Source organism: Tepidimonas taiwanensis (assembly GCF_020162115.1).
Lineage (GTDB): Bacteria > Pseudomonadota > Gammaproteobacteria > Burkholderiales > Burkholderiaceae_C > Tepidimonas > Tepidimonas taiwanensis.
Genome location: NZ_CP083911.1, coordinates 2,344,869 through 2,361,811, shown reverse-complemented (window position 1 = coordinate 2,361,811; position 16,943 = coordinate 2,344,869). Strand labels below are relative to the sequence as shown.

General features: G+C 68.6%; 15 protein-coding genes and 1 pseudogene. 5 read left to right on the top strand and 11 right to left on the bottom strand.

Annotation, left to right across the window (positions count from 1 at the left end; translation table 11 throughout):
- Window positions 1-39 precede the first annotated feature (39 nt).
- From LCC91_RS11205 to LCC91_RS11190, 4 genes are read right to left on the bottom strand one after another with little or no spacing between them, the layout of a single operon-like run.
- Window positions 40-1,059, bottom strand: a complete 1,020-nt coding sequence (locus tag LCC91_RS11205; RefSeq protein ID WP_143898041.1) for an SLAC1 anion channel family protein — start codon at window positions 1,057-1,059, stop codon at window positions 40-42.
- Window positions 1,060-1,092: 33 nt separating this feature from the next.
- Window positions 1,093-1,320: a YgaP family membrane protein gene (locus LCC91_RS11200; protein ID WP_058616370.1), complete on the bottom strand. Its 228-nt coding sequence runs from the start codon at window positions 1,318-1,320 to the stop codon at window positions 1,093-1,095.
- Window positions 1,321-1,370: 50 nt separating this feature from the next.
- Window positions 1,371-4,616 (bottom strand): efflux RND transporter permease subunit, encoded by a 3,246-nt coding sequence (locus LCC91_RS11195; RefSeq protein WP_224440931.1) that lies wholly within the window; start codon window positions 4,614-4,616, stop codon window positions 1,371-1,373.
- 37 nt (window positions 4,617-4,653) lie between these two features.
- Window positions 4,654-5,751 carry an efflux RND transporter periplasmic adaptor subunit gene (locus LCC91_RS11190; RefSeq protein WP_143898024.1) on the bottom strand — a complete coding sequence of 366 codons (1,098 nt, stop codon included), beginning with the start codon at window positions 5,749-5,751 and terminating at the stop codon, window positions 4,654-4,656.
- 541 nt (window positions 5,752-6,292) lie between these two features.
- On the opposite strand from LCC91_RS11190, the gene LCC91_RS11185 reads away from it, so the two are divergent.
- The 3 genes and pseudogenes from LCC91_RS11185 to LCC91_RS13940 all read left to right on the top strand — a co-directional run.
- Complete coding sequence (locus LCC91_RS11185) at window positions 6,293-7,462, top strand: zinc ribbon domain-containing protein (protein WP_143898022.1); 1,170 nt, start codon at window positions 6,293-6,295, stop codon at window positions 7,460-7,462.
- 21 nt (window positions 7,463-7,483) lie between these two features.
- Entirely contained in the window at window positions 7,484-8,359 is an 876-nt protein-coding gene (locus tag LCC91_RS11180) for a zinc-ribbon domain-containing protein (protein ID WP_161936823.1), read from the top strand.
- Window positions 8,311-8,496, top strand: a pseudogene (locus LCC91_RS13940) (hypothetical protein); the annotation flags it as partial. The gene LCC91_RS11180 and the pseudogene LCC91_RS13940, both read left to right, overlap by 49 nt.
- Here LCC91_RS13940 and LCC91_RS13860 read toward each other — a convergent pair.
- From LCC91_RS13860 to alr, 4 genes are all read right to left on the bottom strand, one after another.
- Window positions 8,430-8,711, bottom strand: a complete 282-nt coding sequence (locus LCC91_RS13860; protein ID WP_185974900.1) for a hypothetical protein — start codon at window positions 8,709-8,711, stop codon at window positions 8,430-8,432. The pseudogene LCC91_RS13940 and the gene LCC91_RS13860 overlap by 67 nt on opposite strands.
- A gap of 799 nt (window positions 8,712-9,510) precedes the next feature.
- Window positions 9,511-9,975, bottom strand: coding sequence for a PD-(D/E)XK nuclease domain-containing protein (locus tag LCC91_RS11170; protein WP_224441080.1), 465 nt, complete (start codon window positions 9,973-9,975; stop codon window positions 9,511-9,513).
- 138 nt (window positions 9,976-10,113) lie between these two features.
- A complete protein-coding gene (locus tag LCC91_RS11165; protein WP_143898020.1) occupies window positions 10,114-10,407 on the bottom strand; it encodes a P-loop NTPase family protein in 294 nt (97 codons plus the stop codon).
- A gap of 28 nt (window positions 10,408-10,435) precedes the next feature.
- Window positions 10,436-11,608, bottom strand: a complete 1,173-nt coding sequence (gene alr, locus LCC91_RS11160) for an alanine racemase (RefSeq protein WP_143898018.1) — start codon at window positions 11,606-11,608, stop codon at window positions 10,436-10,438.
- A gap of 83 nt (window positions 11,609-11,691) precedes the next feature.
- Between alr and lplT the strand changes: the two genes are divergently transcribed.
- The gene (gene lplT / locus LCC91_RS11155; RefSeq protein WP_058615821.1) at window positions 11,692-12,978 is read left to right on the top strand and encodes a lysophospholipid transporter LplT; all 1,287 of its coding nucleotides are present in this window, start codon (window positions 11,692-11,694) and stop codon (window positions 12,976-12,978) included.
- Between the two features lie 65 nt (window positions 12,979-13,043).
- Complete coding sequence (locus LCC91_RS11150) at window positions 13,044-14,039, top strand: Bug family tripartite tricarboxylate transporter substrate binding protein (protein ID WP_143898060.1); 996 nt, start codon at window positions 13,044-13,046, stop codon at window positions 14,037-14,039.
- Window positions 14,040-14,136: 97 nt separating this feature from the next.
- On the opposite strand, the gene LCC91_RS11145 is transcribed toward LCC91_RS11150, so the two are convergent.
- From LCC91_RS11145 to glcE, 3 genes are read right to left on the bottom strand one after another with little or no spacing between them, the layout of a single operon-like run.
- A complete protein-coding gene (locus tag LCC91_RS11145) occupies window positions 14,137-14,385 on the bottom strand; it encodes a CCDC90 family protein (RefSeq protein WP_224440930.1) in 249 nt (82 codons plus the stop codon).
- 53 nt (window positions 14,386-14,438) lie between these two features.
- Window positions 14,439-15,698 (bottom strand): glycolate oxidase subunit GlcF, encoded by a 1,260-nt coding sequence (glcF, locus tag LCC91_RS11140; protein WP_143898016.1) that lies wholly within the window; start codon window positions 15,696-15,698, stop codon window positions 14,439-14,441.
- A gap of 3 nt (window positions 15,699-15,701) precedes the next feature.
- Complete coding sequence (gene glcE / locus LCC91_RS11135) at window positions 15,702-16,850, bottom strand: glycolate oxidase subunit GlcE (protein ID WP_058615818.1); 1,149 nt, start codon at window positions 16,848-16,850, stop codon at window positions 15,702-15,704.
- Between the last annotated feature and the right edge of the window lie 93 nt (window positions 16,851-16,943).

Sequence of the window (16,943 nt, the reverse complement as noted above, 5' to 3'; positions counted from 1 at the left end):
ACATGACGGCGATGCTACCCGATCGCGGGGCGGGCCCGGTCACGGCGACGCCGGTACCAGCGGGGCCACCGGTTCCGGCGCCAGCAGCGTGCCCTCGCGCAGGCCCTTGACGGTGGCCAGCACGAGCGCGGCGATCACCACCGACGTCAGCGCCAGCAGCGCCAGCGCCGCGACCTGCAGCACCGGCAACGCCAGTCCCTGCGCCAGGCGCAGGCTCAGCGACGAGAACGCCGCGAGCGGAAACGACACCGCCCAGAACGGCAGCGCGAACGGCTGCGCGAAGAAGCGCCGGGCCTGCGTGCCCACCCACAACAGGATGAACAGCCCCATGCCCCACACCATCGTGGTCAGCAGCGGCGGCAGCTCATAGCGCAGCGTGCACAGCCCGATCACGGCCGCGGGTGCGAGCGAGATGAACCACGTCGGGTGCAGCCGCGGCGGAATCGGCCCGTGCGCGAGCCGCCGCGCCACCAGCAGCGTGAACACCACCGGCCAGAAAAAGACGCCGACGCCCATGTGCACCGCGGACCACACCGGGTGACCAAAGCCGACCCCGGCCAGCGGCGCGACGACGTTGCCCACCACCGGGATGTAGAGCACGGGCGTCACGGCGTTCCACAGCGACTGCGCATCCGGCGCGTGCGCCACCGTGGGGGCGAGCCACCGCCCCAGCGCCCACACCGTCACGCCAAGCTGCGCGATCGAGCCGATCCACCACAGCGCATGCGCCAGCGGCAGCGCCAGCCCCATCGCCTGCAGCCAGGTGGCCAGCAGCAGCGCCGACACCGGCAGCGCGGCGACGAACGCGTGCCGCACCGGGTGGCGCAGGTCCTCGGCCACCGCGTCCGGGTGGCGTTGCCAGCGCACGGCGCTGCCCAGCAGCAGCGCGACGAAGACGCCGGCCGCGACGGCCCCGACGGTCAGCGCGACGGCCGTGGCCCACTCGCCCAGCGCGCCGCTGGCGGAGTGCCAGGCGAGTGAGAGGCCGGCCAAGCCCATGACGATCGAGAACCAGCCGGGGTGCAGAAATTTCAGTGGCGTCGGGGCGGTGGCGGACATGCTGGTCTCCGGGAGCGATTCAGCGGGGGCGCTTCAGCAGGCCTTGCAGGGGATGGCGCTCTCCGGCACCCCCAGCTTCTTCAGGATGATCGCCAGCGGGCAGAAGTTGGTAAAGCCGAACTGGAACAGGTTCAGCCCGACGAAGGCCGTGAACGCCAGGAACCACTCGCTGACGAACAACGGGCTCGACGGCGCACCCAGCGCCACCGACAGGAACACGAACAGGCCCGCGATCACGCGGATATAACGTTCGACGGTCATGATGCTCTCCTCACGATAAACGTGTCACGCGACACGGGGACAAAAACGGTTCAGGCCGCGCTGGCGTAACGCCGCCGGTACACCACGTAGTACAGCACCGGGATCACCACCAGCGTCAGCAAGGTGGAGACCGCGATGCCGAAGATCAAGGACACGGCCAGGCCGTTGAAGATGGGGTCGTCCAGGATGAAGAACGCCCCCAGCATCGCGGCGATGGCGGTGAGCGCGATCGGCTGCGCGCGCACCGCGGCGGACTGCACCACCGCCTGCGCAAACGGCATGCCTTTGGCGGTCTCCAGCTCGATGAAGTCCACCAGCAGGATGGAGTTGCGCACGATGATGCCGGCCAGCGCGATCATGCCGATCATGCTGGTGGCGGTGAACTGCGCGCCCAGAAGCGCGTGTCCGGGCATGATGCCGATGAGCGTCAGCGGAATCGGCGCCATGATGATGAGCGGCGTTAGGTAGCTCTTGAACTGTGCCACCACCAGCAGGTAGATCAGCACCAGCCCGACCGCGTACGCCGCGCCCATGTCGCGGAACGTCTCGTAGGTGATCTGCCACTCGCCGTCCCACTTGATCGCGTACTCGCGCCACGGGTCGGCGGGCTGACGGATCCAGTATTCGCCCAGCGCTCCGCTGTCGGGCAGCGCCGCCTGATCCAGGCGCGAGCGGATGCCAAACAGCCCGTACAGCGGCGAGTCCGTGCGCCCGGCCATGTCGCCGAGCACGTACACCACGGGCAGCAGGTCCTTGCTGAAGCGCGGCGGGTCGATGACGCCGTGCTCCACGCGCACCAGCTCCGACAGCGGCACCATGCGCCCGTTGGCGGCGCGCAGCGGTAGCGCCAGCAGCGCGTCCAGCCCCACCTGCGCCTCGCGCGGCAGTTGCAGCCGCACCGGCACGGCGAACTTGGCGTGCCCGTCGTGCAGGTAGGCGGCGTCCGCGCCGGACAGCGCGGTCGTCACCGTCTGTGCGATCACCTGCGCCGGGATGCCGAGGCTCTCGGCCCGCGCGCGGTCGATGCGCAGGAAGGTGCACGGCGCCTCCTCCTTCAGCGTCGTGTCGATGCCGACGATGTCGGGCGTGTCGGCAAAGGCCTGCGCCACCCGGCGAGCGAGCGCGGCGCGGCCGGCCTCGTCCGGTCCGTAGACCTCGGCCACGATCGGGGCGAGCACCGGCGGGCCCGGCGGCACCTCGACCACCTTGATGCGGCCGCCGTGCGCCTGCGCGATCGCCTCCAGCCCCGGGCGCAGCCGCTGCGCGATCGCGTGGCTCTTCTCATGCCGGTGCTTGGCGTCCACCAGGTTGACCTGCAGGTCGCCCTGCTCGGCGTCGGCGCGCAGGTAGTACTGCCGCACCAGGCCGTTGAAGGTGATCGGGCTGGCCGTGCCGGCGTAACCCTGAACGTGCGTGACCTCGGGCTGCTGCGCCAGGAAGGCCGTCATGTCCTGCAGCGCGGCGGCGGTGTCCTCCAGCGCCGTGCCCGCGGGCATTTCCAGCACCACCTGGAACTCGCTCTTGTTGTCGAACGGCAGCATCTTCAGGATCACCGCCTGCACCACCGCCAGCCCGATCGAGAGCACCAGCCCCGCCACCACGCCGCCGAGCAGCAGCCAGCGGTGCCGCGCGCTGTGCAGGAAGGGGGTGAGCGCGCGCGTGAAGAACGTCTGCAGCGCGATCGTCAGGCGCGACGGCGCGTGCGTCGTGTGCGCGCCGTGGCCGTCTGTCTTGGTCAGGTGCAGCGCCAGCCACGGCGTGACGGTGAAGGCGATCGCGAGCGAAATCGCCATCCCCATGCTGGCGTTGATCGGGATCGGGCTCATGTACGGCCCCATCAGCCCGGTGACGAAGGCCATCGGCAGCAGCGCCGCGATCACGGTCAGCGTCGCCAGAATCGTCGGGCCGCCGACCTCGTCCACCGCGCGCGGGATGATGACCGACAGCGGCTCATTCGGTGTCAGTTGCCGGTGGCGGTGGATGTTTTCCACCACCACGATGGCGTCGTCCACCAGAATCCCGATGGAGAAAATGAGCGCGAAGAGCGATACCCGGTTGAGCGTGAAGCCCCACGCCCACGAGGCAAACAGCGTCGCGGTCAACGTCAGGATGACCGCCGCGCCGACGATCACCGCCTCACGCCGGCCCAGCGCCAGGCCCACGAGCACGATGACGCTGGCGGTGGCAAACAGCAGCTTCTGGATCAGCTTGTTGGCCTTGTCGGCGGCGGTGGCCCCGTAGTCGCGGCTGATGGTGAGCTGCACGTCGTCCGGGATCAGCGCGTTGCGCAGCTGCTGCAGGCGCTCGCGCGCGTCGCGCGCGACGTCCACCGCGTTGGCACCGGGCTTCTTGGTCACGATCACGGTCACTGCCGGGTAGGCTTGGCCGACCTGCGCGCCGGCAGGCAGCGCATCGCCCGGGCCCGGCGTGTGCCAGACATAGCGGCGCGGTAGCGCCGCCCCTTCCTCGACGCGCGCGACCTCGTGCAGGTAGATCGGCTTGCCCTGGTGCACACCGACCACGATCTCGCTGACGTCCTGCGCGCTGCGCAGGAACTCGCCCGTCTCCACCGTGAGCAGCCCTGGCTGGCCGTCTTCGCCGGCGCGCGGGTTGGCCACGGTCCCGGAGGGCATGGCCTGGTTGGCGGTCTGCACCGCCTGATACAGCGCCTGTACCGGCACCCCGCGCGCGCGCAGCCGCGCCGGGTCGATCCAGACGTGCACCGCGCGCCCCGGCCCGCCGATCGTCTGCACCTCGCGCGTGTTGGGCACGCGCTTGAGCTCGGTTTCGATCGCGTGCGCGACGCGCTCCAGCTCCAGCGCACTGCGGCCATCGGTGGCCCACAGCGTCGCCGCCAGCACCGGCACGTCGTCGATGCCCTTCGGTTTGACGATGGGCGGCAGCACGCCCAAGCCCGCGGGCAGCCAGTCCTGGTTGGCGTTGAGCACCTCGTAGAGGCGCACCAGCGCCTCGGTGCGCGGCACGCCGACCTGGAACTGCACCGTCAGCACCGCGACCCCGGGGCGCGAGACGCTGTAGGTGTGCTCGATGCCGTGGATCTGCGACAGTACGTGCTCGGCCGGCTGCGCCACCATCTTCTCCACGTCCGCGGCCGAGGCGCCGGGGAAGGGGATGATGATGTTGGCCATCGTGACGTTGATCTGGGGCTCCTCCTCGCGCGGTGTGACCAGCACGGCGAACAGCCCCAGCAGCAGCGCCACCAGCGCCAGCAGCGGCGTGATGGCGTTGGCCTGGAACAGGCGCGCCACCGCGCCCGAAAAGCCCAGGCGTTCCATGGGGGTGGGGGTATGGATCATGGCGGGCGCCCCGTCCTCAACGCTGCGCCGGCTGCGCCCCGGCCAGCCCCGCGCGCACCGGGTCGAGCGCGACGCGGTCCCCCGGCTGCACGCCCGACAGCACCTCGACGCCTGCCTCGCCGTGGTCCGTGCCGACGCGCACGGCGCGCAGCACGAAGCCGGTGGGCGACCCCGCGGGCGCCGCCACATATACGGCGGTCAGTTCCCCGCGGCGCAGCAGCGCGCGCGCCGGGATCACCAGCCGCTCCTGCGTGCCCGCGGCAAAGCGCACCTTCACCGACTGTCCCGGCACGTGGGCCGCGGTGTCGGCGCTCGCCAGGTCCAGCCGCCACTCGATGGTCTGCGCCACGGGGTCGGCGGACGGCACCCGGGTCTGGGCCGCGGGCTGCACCCAACGGCCATCGGGCAATTGCACCTCCACCCGCTGGGCGCTACTGGCCAGCGGCGCGCGCGAGGCCGGCACCTGCACGGTGGCGCGCAGCGGCTGCGGCGCGTAGAGCGTCAGGATCGGGCGGCCCGGCACGGCCAGGTCGCCCACCTCCGCGTGGGTGGCCAGCACATAGCCGTCGTACGGCGCGGTCAGGCGCGTGAAGCCCTGCGCCAGCGCGGACTGCGACTGCGCGGCGCGCGCCTGCGCGACGGCGGCGCGGGCGGCATCCGCCTGCGCCTGCGCGGTGTCCAGCGCCGCCTGCGACACGAAGCCCTGCGCGCGCAGCTCGCGCGTGCGCTTCAGGTGCGCCTCGGCGTTGCGGGCTTCTGCTTCGGCCTGGGTGACGGCGGCCTGCGCGCGCTGCACCCCGGCGGTGGTCTCGCGGTCATCGATGAGCGCGAGCACCTGCCCAGCGCGCACGCGGTCGCCGGCTTTGACCGTGAGCTGGGCGATGCGGCCGCTGGCCTGCGCGGACAGGGTGCTTTGCCGCACCGCCTCCAGCGTGCCGTCCAGGATCAGGCCCTGGCCCACCGGCTGGCGCGCGACCGTGTGGACCTCGACCCGCGGGGCATCGGCCGCGCGCGCCGGGTTCGGGGCCACCGCGACCCAGGTTAGGCAGACCAGCGCAGCGCCCAGCACCGCACGGCGCCGGGCGGACGAGAGGGGGGCAAACCGGGTTGGCATCGATGTCCTCCTTTTGGGGAGCGAAGTATAGCTTTATACCCCAGGGAGTACAAGTGGCGAAAGCGCGCTCGTCTCATATCGCTGCTTTGCCGTGGGAAAGCGTCTTTTGAGAGGTGGGGTGAGGAGACGCCGCAAAAAGCGGCCGCTGTCCAGCGGTAAGCGTATCCACGGTTTATGTGGAGGGGGTGTCGCGCCGGTTCAAAAAATCTACTGAAGTTCGCTTTTTTATTTGCTGGAAATGCCATTTCCCGTTCATAGTTATCATTTATGTTTGGTTTGGGGCTGCGGCGCTATTGGTGGGGCGGCTCACGGTTGCCGCAAAGATGTCTTTTCCCTGTACCTGATCGGTGCTATGGTGCTGATGTCCTGATTTGGGTTATGCTCTTCAGCCAAGCTGCGGGGAGAAGAGCGTTTGCGTGGCGGTCAGCCATGACAAGGCAAGCCGTGGCTCGGCGTGGGAGTGGTTCCGTTTGTTGTGTGAGCTTTCCCTGGAAGAGGCGAATCGGTCGCCGTATCTGTGTGTTTGTCTGAGGAGGGGAAAATGTCCAAAACCGTGGATGGTGTCGGGTTTTCTTCGCATATCCAAAAAACATTTTTGGCCAACACCTCATTGCTGTCGGCCGTCGATGCGATCACTCGCTGGCAGCCTTTTTCGCTACTGGCCTTGACCTCCCTTGGGGTGGGGGTTTTGACAGTATTGTTCGGGGGGGTAACGGCTGCGTTGAGCAATCAGTCCGGCATCCTGGCCTCGTTTGTCGGTCTGGTGGGTCTCATTCTGGTGCTGATGGCGCTTCTGGTTGGGAGCAACGCGGTGGGCATCATGTTGTCAGACGACGTTTGGGGAAGGCCGCAGCGGAATATCAAGTCGGCCATACTGGCATCGTTGTTCACCGTTCATCGGTTGATTGGTGTTATTTTCCTGGTGGGCGTTATATTTCTTCTTTATCTCGCTGCATTGTCGCTAATATTGTTTCTTTGCAAAATACCGGGGGTCGGCGCGTTGCTATATGCCATCGTTTTTCCGGTGGGTGCAGTATTGACAGGATTTTTTTTGTTCGCTCTGCTATACGTGGCTATTCCGTTGGCGGCCCCGGTTATTTGGAATGGCGAAACCGTGTTGCGGGCTCTGACGACGCTGCGGGAGATGGCGCGCCACCGCTTGTTATTCGTCATCATCATGATGCTGTTGCTGGGCGTCTTGGTGACGGTGGTCACGGCGATCATCGGCGCAGCGCTGTTTGGCGGCGCGGGCTTGGTGTTGTCCATGTCGGCGGCGGTGGTGGGCAGTTCCATTGACGGTGTTGGCGGTTTGTCTCGCATCGTGTGGGGAGCGCTCCTGGGCGAGACCGGCCTCGGCGGCTACCTCTGGGCGCTGGGTTTTGGCGGTCTCGTGTTGTTCTTTTTGGGCGTCGCGCCCGGATCGCTGGTGGCGATGAAGGGGTTAGCCATCATTCACCGCGCCGCAGTTGACGGTCTCGAGCTGGAGCGCGGCGAAGAGGCGTTGAAGCAGAAGCTCGAAGAGGTCAAGCGCAAGGCGCAGCAAGCGCGAGATCGCATGCAAACGCAGGCGGCCGCGGTGTCTTTGTCGGGGCCTTCGGCCTCTTCGCCCGCGGGCAATGGGGCAGCCGCAAACCCGACGTGTCCGAGCTGCACGCAGCCCGTGTCGCCGGCGGATATTTTTTGCGGCAACTGCGGGCATCGTCTCCAGTGACGGTCTTCCGGAGAAATGACCATGGCGTTTTGTACCCAATGCGGGCACAAAAACCTGGAGGGGAGTCGCTTCTGTGAAAGCTGTGGTCGTCCGATGAGAGGCGCGGCGGCCGCAGCCCAACCACATGAGAGCACCTCGGTGTCAGCATCGATGCACATGCCCTCGCGACGGTTGCTTTGGGGCATCGGGGGAATGCTGGTGGTGCTATTGGCAGCGGGGGCGATGTACCTCTGGTTGGCCCCCGAAGCACCGTCGAAAGCCGTGTTTGCGCGTGCCGTTCAGGCCTGGATCACCGAGCGGTCGGACGAATACCGTCATCATTATTGTTTGCGGAATTACGACTACGCCGCTGACCAGGTTACGCTCGGGCAATTTGAGCGTGGTGGTCGGCAGTGGTTCGATATGCTCGTTCAAGCCGGTTTGTATAGTGGTCCAAAAATCGACTCCAGCCCCGGTTTATTCGTTCCGATTACTTTTTTTCGCTACACGAAGACGGAATTGGGAAGGCGTGCGACACGCACGGGGGAGTTGTGTGTGGCCGACGGCATCGAGGTTGACGAAGTGGTGGAGTTTGCGCCGCCGCGGCGTCTCGGTGGGGTTTGGGTATCGCGCGCCGACGTCCGGATTGTGTACCGCAATCCAGCGCCCTGGGCCGTCAATGAGGAGAATGTGCAAATCTCCCCCGTAATTCGGGAGGGCGTTAGAAAAAAATTCTTCTTGGCGCGCAAAGAGGGGCGCTGGCGTGTCGTCACCGAGCGAGAAGTACAGGCGCTGTCGGTCTTGGAAAAGGCAACCGGTAGTATCGAGAATGATGGTGAGCTGGCAAGCGTTGTTTCGGAGTTTGCTGCATGGCTCGAACGACTGTTTGCGGAGTCATCGCCCGTAGGCAGGCCCTGAGACCTCGTTTTCGGTCGAGGCCCGGAGTGAGAAAGAGTCAAACCGTCCGTTTTGCGATGGTTGGCTCGATTCAATTCTTGGAGGAGTTGCAAATGCCATTTTGTGTCAGCTGCGGTGCGCAGCTCCGGGAAAGCGCAAAATTTTGCAACCACTGCGGCACGCCGGTGGCACCGGCCAGCAGGCCAACGGCCGCATCGGACGCGTCAGCGCTTGGCAACCCGGTTGCGGCGCAGACGAGCGAAAAGCCCACCGTACCCAATAACGCCCAAGCAGAGGCGGCCGCGCCCTTGGATGTCGGCGCAACCGAATCCGTCAGCGCGTCCGAATCCGTCGGCGCAACCGAACCCGTCAACGTGGCCGGACCGGTTCGTACTACCGCTGACGACGCGGTAGTTTCTTCCGCGCTCCCGGTGAGTTCCCCGCCTGTGGCTGCAGCCCCAACCGAAGATCTTCGACACAGTGGCAGCAGCACGGTCCCACCATTGCAGCCTGCAGAGGGGCTGCCGTCACGTGCCGCCAAAGCCCCTGCGCAGGGGAAGGCGGCACAGCCGCATGCTCCCGCGTCTGCGCCGCAGCCGGTACCCCAGCGCAGGAGAGCAGGGGCTGCGGTCGCGGTTGTTGCGGGCGTGGCGGTGCTGAGTGGTGCGGGCGCACTGTGGTACATCTACCAACGCGCGGAGGTGGCGGTGTCGGCACCGCAAACGCCACCAACACCAACTGCACAAGCGCCTTCTGGGCAACAGGCACAAGAGGAAATCATCGCGGAGGTCAAGCGGGAGGGTGGAGCGCAAACCAAGGTCGAGGCCACCCAGCCACCGATAACCCACGGCGCTGCGCCGGTTACCGCCACGCTGCCTCCTTCGGTGACCACCCCGAAAGGGAACGAAAACGCTTCCGACACCGCCCCTGCGGCAACGTCGGGTGCCGCCGCGCCAACGCCGAAAGTTACGGCAGTCGCTCCCCTCAGGGCGCGCGAAGCAACCGTCACACCCGCGCCGGGTGCGGGTTCGGTACCCAACCCCCCGACCCGCTCAGGGATTGCTCCTGTGCACACGCCTGCTGCACCACTGCATACCCCCAACACGTCAACGAGCGTTGGTGCAACGAGCGGAGATCTCGCTGCGCGTTCTTCCCCCGAAGGGACTGTCCCTTCACAGGCCGTACAGCCGACGAAGACTATCGACGAACAATTCAGAGAGTTGGCGAGGGCCAGGTGCGGGAGCATCAACTCGGTGGTGCAGAAAATTGCCAAAGCGCCATGCACCGAGCCGATACGGTTTGAACTGTGTAAAGACAAATGGTCTGAAAATCCGCCGCCGGGCATGTCGATCTGCAAGGCGTCGACAACCAACACCTCGCATTGATACAGGGGCGGCAGTCCGGCCGCCCGCGCAGTATTTGTCGGCGTAGCCGCTGGTTTTGAGTTGCGCGAGGGCCTCGCCCGTCGGGGCGCTGCCCTCGGCCCGCTTGAACTCGATGACGACGATGGCGGCGTCGAGCTTGAGTGTCAAGTCGATGCGCCCCTGGTTCGTGACGTTCTCGGGCGTCAAGTCGACGCCGAGGCTCGCGATGTGCGAGTAAAAGACACTGGCCCAGTAGCTCTCGTACTGGGTGATGGGGTTGTTGCGGTACCAGTCGGCGGGGATGGAGGCGTAAAGGCTCTCGAAGTGGTTTTCGGCCCATCGAAGTCCAGCGCCACGAACAAGTCTGGCCAGTCAAGCAACCGGCTCGTGCGCGAGCTGAGTTCGAGGTTTTCAGGTGCAAAAGAGCCGCCCCAGAAGCAGCTGCAAGACGTCAAACGGGTTGTCGACGCGCTCGCCGAGCCGCCCGTAGCCGTTGTACCTGCGCCGGATTTCCTCGCGGTCGAGCCCCTCCAACTCCAGGGCAAGCACGGTGTCGAGGTCGGCCTCCGTGTGGCGCCGTATCGCGCTGTAGCGCGCATCGCGCGTGATGTCGTTGAGGTTGTTCACGCCCGAGAAGATGGAGACCTTGCTGAACTTCGAGACACCGGTCAGGAACACGAAGCGTAGGTGCGCGTCCTGGTTCATTTATCGCGAATAGTTCTGTTCTGCGAAGTCAACGGTGCGGCGCTTCCTCATCGGCGGTGATGGGCACGCGCGGCGCGACGGCGCACATCAGTTCATAAGCGATTGTCCCCGCGGCCTGCGCCACCTCATCGATCGGCAACACGGTGCCGTAGGCGCTGCGGCCCCACAGCACGACTTCGGCACCGAGCTGGCAGGGCACGCCGTTGGCCTCCACCGGCGTCAGGTCCACCGCCAGCATGTCCATGCTGACGCGGCCGACCAGCCGGGTGCGCACGCCGCGCACCAGCACCGGCGCGCCGTGGTCCTGCCCCAGGCTGGCGTGCCGCGGGTAGCCGTCTGCATAGCCACAGGCGACGATACCCACGCGCATGCGCTGTGGCGCCACGAAGGTGGACCCGTAGCCGATCGACTCGCCCGCCGGCACGTCCTGGATGGCGATCAGGCGGCTGGCCAGCGTCATCGTCGGCTGCAGATCCCAGTGGCCGATGTCGTGTGCCGGCGCGTCGGGCGCACTGCCGTAGAGGGCGATGCCCGCGCGCACCCAGTCCGCCGCCAGTGCCGGCGCGTGTTCGTCGCCGAGCCGCACGCGCAGCGCGTGACGCAGCGTGGCGGCGCTGTTGCACAGCGTGCGCTCGCCCGGCAGGTCGGCGGTCGCGGCCACGAACGCCTCCACCTGGTGCGCGATGCCTTCGCGCCCGAAGCGCTGGCCGTCGGCGTCGCTGAAGTGGGTCATCAGGCCCACCTCGTCCACCTGCGGCAGGGCCTGCAGCCGCGCCCACGCGGCGCGAAACGCCGCCGGCCGAAACCCGAGCCGGTTCATGCCGGAGTTCATTTTCAGGAACACCTTGTGCGGCGTGTGCGTCTTGTGGCGGCTGAGCCACTCGATCTGCTCCTCGCAGTGCACGACGTGCCAGAGGTTCAGGCGCGAGCAGACCTCGAGGTCGCGCGGCTCGAAGCAGCCTTCGAGCAGCAGGATCGGGCCGCGCCAGTCCAGCGCGCGCAGTCGCTCGGCCTCGGCGAGGTCGAGCAGCGCAAAGCCGTCCGCACCGCGCAGCGCGCCAAAGACGCGTTCGATGCCGTGGCCGTAGGCGTTGGCCTTGACGACGGCCCACACGCGCGCGGCCCCGGCGGCGGCACGGCAGCGTTGCAGGTTGTGGCGCAGGGCCGCGAAGTGGACGGTGGCCTGAATGGGACGGGGCATGGTGAGGTGTCCGTGCTATAAACGCGCGCACTTTCGCACAAAACGCGCCGTTCGCGAGCACCACCGGATCCGTTTTCACCGCTATGAAGCGCGGCTTCTACACCATCATGACGGCGCAGTTCTGCAGTTCGCTGGCGGACAACGCGCTGTTCGTGGTGGCGGTCGAGCTGCTGCGCACGCGCGGCGCGCCCGAGTGGCAGGCGGCGGCGCTGGTGCCGATGTTCGCGCTCTTTTACGTCGTGCTGGCGCCATTCGTCGGCGCCTTCGCGGACGCCCGGCCCAAGGGGCAGGTGATGTTCATCAGCAACGCGATCAAGGTCGTTGGCTGCCTGCTGATGCTCACGCCCGTGCACCCGCTCATCGCCTACAGCGTCGTCGGCCTCGGGGCGGCGGCGTATTCACCGGCCAAGTACGGCATCCTCACCGAGCTGCTGCCCCCCTCACAACTGGTCAAGGCCAACGGCTGGATCGAGGGGCTGACCATCGCCTCCATCATCCTGGGGGTCGTACTGGGCGGGCAGCTCGTCGGGCCGGTGGTATCGGGCTGGTTGCGCGCGGTCGATGTGCCGGGGGTGGAGCTGTTGCACCTGCGCACGTCGGCCGAAGCGGCCATCTTCGGCCTGGTGTTCGTCTATGCGCTGGCGGCGGCGTTCAACCTGCGCATTCCGCGCACCACGGCACCGCTGCGCCACCTGCCGGCCAATCCGCTGGCGCTGCTGCCGGATTTCTGGCGCTGCAACGCGCGGCTGTGGCGCGATCACCTGGGCCAGATTTCGCTGGCCACCACCACGCTGTTCTGGGGCGTCAGCGGCAACCTGCGCTACATCGTGCTGGCGTGGGCGGCGGCGGCGCTGGGTTACACCACCACGCAGGCGTCGACGCTGGTCGGCGTGGTCGCCATCGGCACCGCCGTCGGGGCCGTGGCCGCGTCGGTGCGCATGCGGCTGGACCAGGCCACGCGCGTGATGCCGCTGGGCATCGCGATGGGCTTTTTGGTGGTGCTGATGAACCTCATCGACAACGTCTGGGTGGCCGCGCCGTTCCTGCTGCTGCTGGGGGCGCTGGGGGGCTTTCTGGTGGTGCCGATGAACGCGCTGCTGCAGCACCGCGGGCACAACCTGATGGGCGCCGGGCGTTCGATTGCGGTGCAGAATTTCAACGAACAGGCGTGCATCCTGGGCCTGGGCGCGCTCTACAGCACGGCCACCGGGATGGGCTTGTCGGCGTTCGGCGCGATCGCGGCGTTCGGCGCGCTGGTGGCGGCGGTGATGTGGGCCATCCAGCGCTGGCACGCCGCCAACCTGCGCCGCTACCCGCACGAGCTGGAGCGCCTGTTCGAGATCGCGCGGCGCGACGATCTGCACGGATGAGTGGCGCCATCGACGACCGCTCGGTCGTGCCGCACGAGACGACGACGGCGACAGAGGAGAAGACGATGCAGACGACATGGGCTGACAAGGGACCGAACCGGCAGCGCCGGATGGCGTTGCGCCTCCTCGCAGGGGCGGCGATCGCGGGGCCGGTGTGGGCGCAGGGCGGTTGGCCGTCGCGCCCGCTGCGGCTGGTGGTGGGGTTCCCGCCCGGGTCGTCGCCGGACTTGACGGCACGGGCCTTGGCCGATCCGCTGGCGCAGGCGCTGGGCCAGCCGGTCGTGGTGGAGAACCGCCCGGGGGCGGGCGGGAATATCGCCGCCGACGTGGTGGCGCGCGCCCGCGACGAGCACACGCTCGGGCTGATGATCAACGGCAACCTCACGATCGCCAAGCTGCTCAACCCGGCGACCCCGTACGACCCGTTCACCGATCTGGCGCCGGTGTCGCTGATCGGCACGGCGCCGCTGGTGCTCACCGCGGCGGCGGCGTTGCCCGCGGAGGCGGCCGCGGTGCTGGCGGCCGGCCGCGCCGCCGGGGACCGCTGGAACTACGGCAGCCCGGGCGTCGGCACCATCGCCCACATCGGGATGGAGATGCTCAAGGCGGCGACGGGCTGGCGCGCGGTGCACGTGCCGTATCCGGGCAACCCGCAGGTGATCAACGCGATGCTGCAGGGCGACGTGCAGGTGGCGCTGTTGCCGCCGGGCTTGGCGATGCCGCAGGTGCAGTCCGGTCGCCTGCGTGCCGTGGGCTTGACCTCGGCCGGGCGCAGCACGCTCGCCCCGGGGGTGCCCAGCTTGGCGGAAGTCGGGTTACGCGGGTTCGAGCTGGAAATCTGGAACGCTGTGGCCGCCCCGGCCACCCTGCCGGCAGAGCGCATCCGCCGCGTGGCCGAGGCGCTGGCCGACATCGTGCGTCGCCCGGACGTGCGGCAGAAACTCTTCTCGCAGGGCTGGCAGGTCGCCGGTACCTCGCCCGAGGCCTTGGCGCGCCGCATGCGCGACGACACCGCGCGCCTGAAGGCGGTCATCGAGCGCAACGGGATCCGCGCGCAGTAACGGGTAGCGCAGGCGGAGTGACGCAGGCACGGGAGAGGCGCCGATCCGGTCGCGCGCCCGACACCGCCGCGGCTGGACCGGCGGCGGGTGGGAGCCGTCAGAGGATCTTGACGAGCGTGGCAACGATGCCGACGGCCACGACCAGCATCGCACCGAGCTTGATCGTGAGGCGTTGCTCGAGGAGCTGCATTTCCTTGCGCAAATCGGCGATGCCGGCCTTGGTGGCCAGATCTTCGCGGTTGATTTGCAATGCTTCGGACACCGCCTCGGCCTGCTCCTCGGCCAGGCGCGGATCCATCCCGGCGTCCTTCAGGCGCCGGCCGAACTTGAGGGTATCGAACGTCAACGTCGCTATCACAGACCCAATGTAGCACGGAACCGTTCGTGCCGCGTCGCCCGCTACGGCAGGGCGATCAGCGCCGCGTCTACCACCTCCACCCAGTGGCGCACGGGCGTGGCGGTGCCGCTTTGCAGGTGCGTGATGCAGCCGATGTTGGCCGAGACGATCACGTCGGGCTGCACTGCCTGCAGGTGGGTGAGCTTGCGGTCGCGCAGTTGCGTGGCGAGCCCGGGCTGCAGCACGCTGTAGGTGCCCGCCGAGCCGCAGCACAGGTGCGACTCCTGCGCCGCCAGCGTCACCGAGAACCCCAGCTCCCCCAGGTGCCGCTCGACCAGTCCGCGCAGCCGCTGGCCGTGCTGCAGCGTGCACGGCGGGTGAAAAACGAGCCGCCGTGGCACGCCCGCGGGCAGGCCGTCGCGCAGCCGCTCGCGCCACGCCGGCACGAGCTCGGGCAGCAGCTCGCTGAGGTCTTTCGCCAATTCGCTGACGCGCCGGGCCTTCTCGGCGTAGGCCGGGTCGTGGCGCAGCGCGTGGCCGTAGTCCTTCACCATCGCCCCGCAGCCGGAGGCGTTCATCACGATCGCCTCGACCCCGGCGCTGCCGTCCGCGGGCGCGATCCACGGCCACCACGCGTCGATATTCGCCCGCATCTCGGCCAGCGCCCCGACGATGTCGTCCAGGTGGTGGCGGATCGCGCCGCAGCAGCCCGCCTCCGGCGCGACGATGGTCTGGATGCCCGCGGCGTCGAGCACGCGCGCGGTGGCGGCATTGACGGTGGGCAGCATGGCCGGCTGCACGCAACCGGCCAGCAGCAGCACGCGCCGCGCCCGCGGTGTCTGCGGCCACGCGCCCGCGTCGCGCCGCTCGGGCACCTTGGCCCGCAGCGCCGCGGGCAGCAGCGGCCGCACCGCCTGCCCCAGCCGCATCGCCGGGGCGAACAGCGGCGACGTCAGCCCCTCGCGCAGCAGCCAGCGCACCGCCCGCTCGGGCGCCGGGCGTGGCACGTGCTGTGCCACCACCTTGCGGCCGATGTCGAGCAGGTGCCCGTAGTCCACGCCGCTGGGGCAGGTCGTTTCGCAGTTGCGGCAGGTCAGGCACCGGTCCAGGTGGCGCTGCGTGGCGCGCGTCGGCTGCGCCCCTTCCAGCACCTGCTTGATCAGGTAGATGCGGCCGCGCGGGCCGTCCAGCTCATCGCCCAGCAACTGGTAGGTTGGGCAGGTGGCGGTGCAAAAGCCGCAGTGCACGCAGCGGCGCAGGATGGCGTCGGCTTCCTGCCCGTCGGGTGTGCCGGCGAATTCGGCAGCGAGTTGGGTTTGCATGGCTCAGTATCCCCACGGACCGGGGCCGAAGACCCCCTGCGGGTCGAATGCGACGCGCACGCGCTGCTGCAGCGCCCGCATCGTCGGCTCCGGCGACGTGTGGCGGTCGCCGGCGTCCGGGGCGTCGGTGGGCGCACGAAACAGCGTCGCGTGTCCGCCCGCCTCGCGCGCCAAGGTGCGTAACGTCTCGGCCGCCGACAGCGGTGCCCACACCCAGCGCTGGCCGCCGAACCATTCGATGAGGGTCGGGCCGGGCAACGACGACACGGGCGCGGTGGGCTTGACGGCGAGCCGCCACAACCCGTGCGCGGGCGATGGCGGTTGGGTGAAAAAAGGTGCCGTCTGTTCGCGCAGCGCCTGCCAAAACGCGCGCGCCGCCGCGTCCTCGACCCGCTCGCCGCCCGCTTCGGCCAGCAACCGTTCGCAGGCGGCCGCGACCGCCGCGGCGGCCCCGCGCAGGCGCAACCACAGCGTGCCGCCGTCGTCGGCGATCCAGGCGCTGGCGTTGAGCGGCAGCGGCTGGCCGCGCCAGCGCGCCAGGTGTTGCAGCGCCGCCGCCTGATCGAGCGGCAGGCGCAGCGTCGCTTCGCCTGCCGCCAGCGGCAGCACCTTCAGCGACACCTCGGTGATCACGCCCAGCGTGCCGAAACTTCCGGCAAGCGCCCGGCTGACGTCGTAGCCCGCGACGTTTTTCATCACCTGCCCGCCGAATATCAGGTGTTCCCCTCGGCCGTTGAGCAGCCGCGCGCCCAACACATAGTCGCGCACGCCGCCCACGGCCAGGCGGGCCGGGCCGGCGAGCCCCGCCGCCACCATGCCGCCCACCGTCGCCCCGGGGCCGAAGTGCGGCGGCTCGAACGGCAGGCACTGCCCGTGCTGCGCCAGCGCCTCCTCCAGCTCGGCCAGCGGCGTGCCGCAGCGCGCGGTCACGACCAGCTCGGTCGGTTCGTGGCTGACGATGCCCGTGTGTTCGCGCGTGTCGAGGACCTCGGCCCCCGCCGCGGGCGGGGGCAGCAGGAACGCCTTGGTGCCGCCGCCGCGGATGCGCAGCGTCCGCCCATCGGCGGCGGTGGCGCGGATGTGCTCGGCCCAACGCTGTATGACCGCGTCACCCGGCGCCGCCGGTTCAGAGAGGGTAGGGGTATCCGCCATGGGCCGCTATGGTAGGGCACCGGGTTGCGCGTGATGTGAACTTTTTGAACGAACGCTTTGACGGCCGGGGGCGTGCGGCGACGGGATCTCCTC